The following is a 7,587-nucleotide window of genomic DNA, read 5'->3' as shown; positions in this document are numbered from 1 at the left end:
TAGAGTTCAGGACGCGCTGAACCGTCGGACGTTTCTGAGGAGCGCGACCGGGCTGGGGCTGGCGGCGCTGGGTCTGCTGGAGGGTGAGGCGCAGGCGGCAACACTCCCACCCAAGGTCAAGCGCGTGATCTATCTCTTCCAGTCCGGTGCGCCCAGCCAGTTTGAGCTCTTCGACAATAAACCGACGCTGGAAAAATACCGGGGGCAGAATCTCCCGGAGTCGGTGCGCAAGGGCCAGCGGCTAACCACCATGACCAGCGGGCAGACCAATTTTCCGACCGCGCCTTCGCCCTACGCCTTTAAGAAACACGGCCAGAGCGGCGTGGAGCTCTCGGATCTCTGGAAGCACCTGCCGGAAGTGGCCGATGAATTGTGCGTCATCCGCTCAATGCACACCGAGGCGATCAACCACGACCCGGCCATTACTTTTTTCCAGACGGGCTCGCAGCTTGCCGGGCGACCCAGTATCGGCTCGTGGCTGAGCTACGGCCTCGGGACGCTCAACAAAGACATGCCCGCGTATGTGGTGCTCACCAGCAAGGGTAGTGGCCGCCCCGACGACCAGCCGCTCTACGATAGGCTGTGGGGCGCGGGGTTTCTGCCGACACAGCACCAGGGCGTCAAGCTGCGTAACTCCGGCGACCCCGTTTTGTATCTCTCCGACCCGCCGGGCGTGGATCGAGGCATGCGCCGCGAGATGCTTGATGAGCTGGGCGCACTCAATAAAATCAAGCTCGGCCAGACCGGCGACCCGGAAGTTGCCACACGCATCTCGCAGTACGAGCTGGCGTTTCGGATGCAGGCATCGGTGCCCGAGCTTGCCGATCTCACCAAGGAGTCGCAAGCCACGCTCGAAATGTACGGTCCGGATGTGAGTCGGCCTGGCAGCTACGCCCACAACTGCCTCTTAGCCCGGCGGCTTTGTGAGAAAGGTGTGCGCTTTATCCAGCTCTTCCACATGGGCTGGGATCACCACGGCGGGCTCCCCAATGCTATCAAGGGCCAGCTCAAGGACACGGATCAGGCCACGACGGCGCTGATTAAAGACCTCAAGCAGCGCGGGATGCTCGACGATACGCTGATTGTCTGGGGCGGGGAGTTTGGGCGCACCGTGTACTCCCAGGGTGCGCTCTCAATGGACAACTACGGTCGCGACCATCACCCGCGCTGCTTCTCGCTCTTTCTGGCCGGAGCAGGTGTCAAGCACGGCGTCACTATCGGCGAGACCGATGAGTTCTCCTACAACATTGCCCGAGACCCCGTGAGTGTTCATGATCTGCACGCCACGATCCTGCACCTGCTGGGCGTGGATCACAAACGCCTCACCTACCCCTACCAGGGCCGCGACTTCCGCCTCACCGATGTTTATGGGGAGCTTGTCAAGCCCATTTTAGCGTAAAAGCCATGAAGCTCGCGGCGTTAGAGCACGTACGTCACTGTGTGTGCTTCGATTTCCGTGGGCACTTCCCAGCGGTCAAGATACTTGTTCAGGACGCTCTCCGGCACGGCGGTGGCACGGTTGCGATTCTGGGTGAAAAGCTGCGTGTGCGGCACTTCACGGTAGACAATCTTGACGCGAAAGCCGTAGTCGGCGGCGAGGCCAAGCGGGCGGGCTCGTAGCTCGTGGCGCAGGTTGGTGGCGTTCCAGACAAAGTCTTGTTTCTTGCGCAAAAACACCCGTGCCCGCTCCATTGCCGCCATGGCGACGGCTTCCTGCGGGTCGCTCGGGGCGATTCCCAGCTCCTTGCGCAATACATCCAGACTGATAATAGGCAGGTGCACTAAGTTCTGCTGGATGTAGGTGTCCTTACCCGCGCCCGGCAGGCCGCTCATCAGGGTCAGTGTGCCTTTTAGATCATCGTAGGCGGCGTAGCGCGGGTCGCGGCCCGGCGTGCGGAAGTAGACAAAGCGGCTGTGGCTATTAGAGAACGCATAGGGCGCATCCCACACACCAAGCTCCTTGCAAAGCTCGCCAAAGAGTCCGACCGGAACCAGGGCATCGTCGGTGCCCGGCGCGATCCGGCCACGCGTGTCCGCCTCAGCCAAAAGTGTCAGCCAGTCACAGCGGGTACTTTGGGCAATCGTGATGGCTGTGCGCTCGGGGTCGTCGCTGTCTAAACAATAGCCGGGGCGCATGTGCCAGCGCACCAGGGCGCAGACCGCCTCGCGCTCCGCAAAGTCTACACCACGCTCCCAGAGCAGCCGCCGCGCAATAGAGGCCCCGACCCGCGCGTGGCCATTAGAGCTAATCCGCCCGTTTTCCTCGTACCGGGTCGTGGCGGGCTTGCCGCAGTCGTGCAGGAGCGCCGCCAGCCGCAGAATCCGCCGGGCAGGCTCCTCCAGATCCGCGAAGCGCGGGTCGGCCTGAAGCGCCGCGACCACTAAGTGCGTGTGTCGTGCCACATCACCCTCGCCATGGTGCTTGGGGTCTTGCGGACAGGACATCATCGCCTTCCACCATGGCATGACCTCGACTAATTTCCAGTCTATACCGCTCTCGGCTACCACAAATCCACCTCCACATTTCGAACCCATCCCCCGGCCCCTCCCCTCAGCACCCAGAGGGTACCCGGGAAGGGGTGAGAAAACCCTCCCTAACCCTCCCTGCCCTGAGGGAGGGTGGCGTAGCGAGGAACGAGTGGAGCCGGGTGGGTCCGCCGGGTGGGTTCCTACCACAAATCCACCCCCTCGGCGAGCTGGTTTGGCACGAGCGGACGGTCTTTCCAGTGCGTCCCCGAGTCCAGAATTGTCTGGAGAAACCCGGCACGCACCCACTTGTAGCGGCCCTTTACCTCACCGTTTTCTTCCCACTTGAGATAGAGCCCCTCCGAGACGCCGCCATCGGATTTATATAGTGAGGGGCCGACGAGCTTGGTGATGTCTGTGAGCTTGGCAAAGACACCTTCTTTGAGTACGGGCACGGAGAGTACGGGGCCACCCGCAAGCATTTCGCGGCGCTTTGCTGTCGAGAGGAAGCAATCCGTGTGCGTGTCTAAAATATCGAACTCGAAGAAGTAGTGGGGGAGCTGGTCGTAGAAAACCGTGTGGCAGGCGTAGAGCCACTCGCCGTAGAGAATATAGCGGGTGCCGAGGTGCTCCCAGAGCCAGCGCTGATGGGTCTGCGCCCAAGGCTTGAGGAGCGCGAACTGTGCCTCGCCGGCCCCCCCTGTCAGGTAGTGCCCCCGGCACTGGAGCTGAAGCGCCCCGTTTTCGTCAAACGAGATTCCCGTGTTGGCCCCATCTAGCTTCTCCTCCACCACAAGAAACTTCTCGCGTAGCAAGGCAAACGGCATCCGACTCGGGTCATCGCCTTTTTGCAGACCGCTGCCTTCCAGGTGCTGGGTGCGTGGGTATTTTCTCATTTGACGATCCTGGGCGGCTAAAGCGGCCCGCTGGGTACCCTCTGGGTGACGGCGAGACTCATAAATGAGCCTCGTGCGCGTTCTCTATCGCTTTATCGGCTGTGTACGCTAAAATGGGCCGTGCACATTCTCTTTGTTTACCCGAGCCAGGCCGACGATGCCACGAATCGTTACCGCTGTGTTCATCTGTGTGAGGCGCTGGTTGCGGCGGGCCACACGGCGGAGCATGTCTCTGCCGGCCAGGACATGGTGCGTGTGGCTCATGACATTGTGGTGCTCCACCGCCTGCCGTGGGGTGGGCCAGGGAGCGCGTTCGCGGCGGCGGCCCGGCGCATCGGTGCCAGAGTCGTCTACAGCGCTGACGATCTCATTTTTGACTTGGAGCACGCACGCCACACGGGGACTCTCTTCCCCGACGATCCCTTGCGCTACCGCCACAGCAAGCGCGAGGCCGAGGCCAATCTCCAAACGCTGCAAAATGCCGATGGTGCGCTCTTCAGCACGGAGTTCCTTGCCGCAGGGCGCGGCCCCGTTCTTCGCAACTTCCTTGGCACGGAGCTTCTTATGCTCTCACAGAGTGCTCGTGAGCGTCGCGAGGCGTTCCTGAAATTACGCCAGGACGATAGAGTCACGCTGGGCTATCTCTCGGGCTCCCCGACCCACGATGCGGATCTTGCCGATATCGCGCTACCACTGGCGGCGGCACTGGAGCGCTTTTCACAGGCACGACTGCTGGTGGTGGGAACCGTGGCACTTTCGGGGCCGCTGCGGCGCTTTGAACAAAACGGGCGCGTTCGGCGGCATCCGTATGTGCCTTGGCGCGAGCTGCCAGGGCTGATTGCGCAAGTGGATATCAACCTTGCGCCGCTGGATCTGACCCAATCTTTCAACCACGCCAAGAGCGAGATAAAGTTCCTAGAGGCCGCCGCCGTGGGCGTTCCAACCGTCGCGGCGCGCTCGGCAGCGCTGCTTGAAACTGAGGGCGCTCTGCTCTGCGGCACGGATACCGAGTGGGCCGAGGCGCTTGCAAGCTGGCTGAGTGATCCCGAGACACGCAAAGCGGCAGGCGGGGCGGCTTTTGCCGCGCTGGAGAAGCACCAGGCGAGCACGCTAAGTGGCATCGAGAGTGTCTTTACCGCCTGGATGCCGGAGAAAGCGATTTCGGGCAGTGCGACTGTCACGCGCCCTCATAAGTCCAAGCTCGTCGGGAGAATTTTCCAGACGGAGCAGAAATATCTGCGGCGCTGGCACTATTTCAAGCGCCACTGGCGGCTCGCCAACGAGCAAGAGCGCCACGGCGGAGGCACCACGTGAGGCGCGGGGGAGGGCTACCAACCCTCGTTGCACTGCTCCTTGGCCTTGCCTGGGCTTTGGGGGTTCCGCTGGTTCGTGGCCTAGACAGTCCGTTTGGAAACTGGCAGCCCGATGAGATAAGTCATGTTCTGACCGTGCGCTGGTGGGCCACCCACGCCAGCCTACCTCCCTACAACTCTCACTACGCTGTCTCGGTTCATCCGCCGCTCTATCACATGCTGGGGGCTCTTTTCTGGAAACTGGGGGGGGCGCTGGCGGTACGCGTCTTCTCGGTACTGCTGGGCGCACTGACTGTCTGGTTTACGTTTCGGGCGACACGCGCACTCTACGGGCGGCAGGTGGGGGAGCTGGCGGCGTGGCTCGTGGCACTCGTGCCCATGCGGGCATCGCTCTCTGGGGGAATGAGCAATGAGAACCTGGCGGCACTGGCGGCCACGGCGTCTTTTGCAGCGCTGGCGGAAGCGCTCCGTGGGCGGCGGCGTGCGGGGGAGCTGGCACTCTGGTGCGCCGTGGGCATGGCGAGCAAGCTGACGTGCCTGGGGCTATTTCCTGCTGTTTTTGGGGGACTGATATGGCGCTTCGGCAGCCAGAAAGCCGCAAAGGTAACTCAGGCGATGCTGCTGACCACCGTCGCGGCCATGGGCTGGTGGTTTCTTGCCAATGTCAGCCGCTGTGGCGATGCTCTGTGCAAAGGCGCGGCGGATCGGCTCTGGGACCGAGTGCAACCCGGCTACGAACGCTACCGAGTGGAGCATGAGTGGGGGCCACCACGCTACGCTTTCTATGTGGCATCGTGGTGCTGGCGCTCGTTTTGGGGGAGCTTTAATGGGCTTCGTGAACATTTGCCGATGCCTCTGTTTGTTAGCCTTCTGTTCTGGCAAACCGCTACACTCTGGGGAGCACGACATCGAGTGCGCTCTCGTGCAAGGCGGGCTTGGTTAATTGCAGGGGGAATCTTATTTCTCACCACCAGTACTATGGTGTTAATTTTTAATTGGCGCCATTATTCAGCACAGGGGCGTTATTTCTATGTAATGCTGGCTCCTTTTGGGGCGATTACCGGATATGGCTATCTCGCTCTCTTTCCTCCTACAAAACGCAAGCGAGCGGCGCAAGGGCTGGTCGCAGCGCTGATCGCACTGAACCTCTGGTGTCTTTGGTACTACCTGCCCGGCAGCTAAAGCTAGCGGAAATGGAGTGAGTTTTCTCACCAGGAATTTGAGAAAAAAAAGTTGCCCCCTTGCCTGGAAGTGGGGTAGACTTTATAGGTCTAGTTTTGTGAGACTGTCTTATCTTAGGAGCGACTCATGATTCTAAACAAATCTAAACAATCGAGGGTAATTATGTCTTATCTTAACCCACGACGGCGTGGCTTCACGCTGATCGAGTTACTTGTCGTGATCGCGATTATTGCGATTCTTGCCGCTATACTTTTCCCTGTCTTTGCACAGGCTCGTGAGAAAGCCCGTGCTATCTCCTGTCTCTCTAACATGAAGCAGCTTGGCCTGGGAACCATGATGTACATTCAGGACTACGATGAAACGTTTCCACAGTCCGTCTCGAATATCGGCGGGCAATGGCTGACGAATTTTTGGCATCTTATTCCAGCAGACTGGTCGAGCGATGTAGCGCACCCGGCGGTGATTGGCTCCCAGTTCGTCTGGGCAAACTCGACTCAGCCTTATGTTAAAAACTACCAGGTTTTGCGTTGTCCATCCGCAAGTGAGATTCGTAGCACCATTGCTCGCTTCACCTACGCAACCCCTCGTAGGGCCCCTGTTGCTACTTCCTACACCTACAATGGTTTGCTTAACAGCTACTCCCAGGCAGGTGTGGCAGCCGTCTCCAGCCTTCCCATGATCTGGGAAGGACGTGGTAAGGCAGCAACGCTAGGGGGGACTCTCCAGAATCCTTTGTTGACCTGCACCAATGGTGCACTCCCCTGCACCTACGTGGCTGGGGGAGGCGCGGTAAATGGAGGAACGGGCGGAGCCTTCGGAATTGACGGCTCGATCTGGATCCATAACAGTGGAGCCAACTTCGTGATGTCCGATGGTCATGCGAAGTGGCGTCGTCTTGGTGCTCAACTTAGCCCAGCCAATACCAATGCCAATGTTGATCCCTACACGGGCTACAATGCACAGGGTATTCCTGGCTTCTTGTGGACAAATGGTTTCCACCCCTGGCTCTTCCGCCCGGACTTCCAGCCCTAAATGTACTTAAGGAAAATGAAAATGCGAATTAAAGTGGCTTTTTGCCTTTGTCTGCTCACCCTCCCGCTGCTTGTTGGATGCAATGCGGAGCCGAAAGAGGGGCCAACTCCGGCTCCACCGCCACCCGTAGCGCCTGGCGCTCCTATGGGCAGTGCCCCTCAACAAGGGGCTAAGGGCATGGTTCCGCAGTAGGCCTGCACGATCAAAGTGGCACGAGGAATTCTCCTCGTGCCGTTTTTTTTGGGTACACTTCAGCTCATGAGCATTAATGAGCCCCGGCTCCTCGACACTTTCCTCACTTTAGTCCGCTTCAATACCCCCTCGCGCCACGAGAAACCCGTCTCTGAGTGGGCTGCAACCTATTTGGAGAAGCTTGGCTTTACCGTGGAGTTCGACGATGCCCACCTGCGGCTCCCCGGCGAGCCTGGCAGCATTGGGAACCTCATCGCCTTCAAAAAAGGCACGGTCGAAGGCGCTCCCGGAATCTTTTTCTCATCGCACTTCGATACCGTGGAACCCACGCCCGGCCTGGAGATCGCCCTCGACGGCGATATTATCACCGCCGCCTCGGACACGATCCTCGGAGCCGATGACAAGTGTGGCATGGCACCGATCCTGGAGGCCATGACCCAGCTTCACGAATCCGGCGAGCCGCACGGCGACATCCAGCTTCTTCTCACGATCTGCGAGGAGATCGG

Annotated in this window: 7 protein-coding genes; 5 read left to right on the top strand and 2 right to left on the bottom strand. The window is 60.0% G+C overall.

Features of this window, described 5'->3' with window-relative positions:
• Positions 1 to 16: 16 nt before the first annotated feature.
• The gene (locus tag ACH2EH_RS25255; protein WP_395146188.1) at positions 17 to 1,399 is read left to right on the top strand and encodes a DUF1501 domain-containing protein; all 1,383 of its coding nucleotides are present in this window, start codon (positions 17 to 19) and stop codon (positions 1,397 to 1,399) included.
• A 20-nt stretch (positions 1,400 to 1,419) separates the two neighbouring features.
• Here ACH2EH_RS25255 and ACH2EH_RS25250 read toward each other — a convergent pair whose 3' ends face one another.
• On the bottom strand, positions 1,420 to 2,508 hold the full coding sequence (locus ACH2EH_RS25250; protein ID WP_395146187.1) for an AAA family ATPase: 1,089 nt from the start codon (positions 2,506 to 2,508) through the stop codon (positions 1,420 to 1,422).
• Positions 2,509 to 2,669: 161 nt separating this feature from the next.
• Positions 2,670 to 3,362 (bottom strand): RNA ligase family protein, encoded by a 693-nt coding sequence (locus ACH2EH_RS25245; protein ID WP_395146186.1) that lies wholly within the window; start codon positions 3,360 to 3,362, stop codon positions 2,670 to 2,672.
• A 120-nt stretch (positions 3,363 to 3,482) separates the two neighbouring features.
• On the opposite strand from ACH2EH_RS25245, the gene ACH2EH_RS25240 reads away from it, so the two are divergent.
• The 4 genes from ACH2EH_RS25240 to ACH2EH_RS25225 form a co-directional block, all read left to right on the top strand.
• Positions 3,483 to 4,676 carry a glycosyltransferase gene (locus ACH2EH_RS25240; protein WP_395146184.1) on the top strand — a complete coding sequence of 398 codons (1,194 nt, stop codon included), beginning with the start codon at positions 3,483 to 3,485 and terminating at the stop codon, positions 4,674 to 4,676.
• Positions 4,673 to 5,857, top strand: a complete 1,185-nt coding sequence (locus tag ACH2EH_RS25235) for an ArnT family glycosyltransferase (protein ID WP_395146183.1) — start codon at positions 4,673 to 4,675, stop codon at positions 5,855 to 5,857. The genes ACH2EH_RS25240 and ACH2EH_RS25235 overlap by 4 nt, the downstream gene beginning before the upstream one ends.
• A gap of 162 nt (positions 5,858 to 6,019) precedes the next feature.
• Positions 6,020 to 6,889, top strand: a complete 870-nt coding sequence (locus tag ACH2EH_RS25230; RefSeq protein ID WP_395146182.1) for a DUF1559 domain-containing protein — start codon at positions 6,020 to 6,022, stop codon at positions 6,887 to 6,889.
• A gap of 258 nt (positions 6,890 to 7,147) precedes the next feature.
• Positions 7,148 to 7,587: M28 family peptidase (locus ACH2EH_RS25225; protein ID WP_395146181.1), on the top strand; the 440-nt coding region annotated here is incomplete at its 3' end.

The organism is Armatimonas sp. (genome assembly GCF_043760365.1).
Taxonomy (GTDB): Bacteria; Armatimonadota; Armatimonadia; order Armatimonadales; family Armatimonadaceae; genus Armatimonas.
This window is presented reverse-complemented; position numbering and strand designations above follow the sequence as displayed.

Bases quoted from the DNA above. Each gene is read 5' to 3' on its own strand.
- ACH2EH_RS25245 (WP_395146186.1), bottom strand. From the start codon at position 3,362: ATGAGAAAATACCCACGCACCCAGCACCTGGAAGGCAGCGGTCTGCAA.
- ACH2EH_RS25230 (WP_395146182.1), top strand. From the start codon at position 6,020: ATGTCTTATCTTAACCCACGACGGCGTGGCTTCACGCTGATCGAGTTA.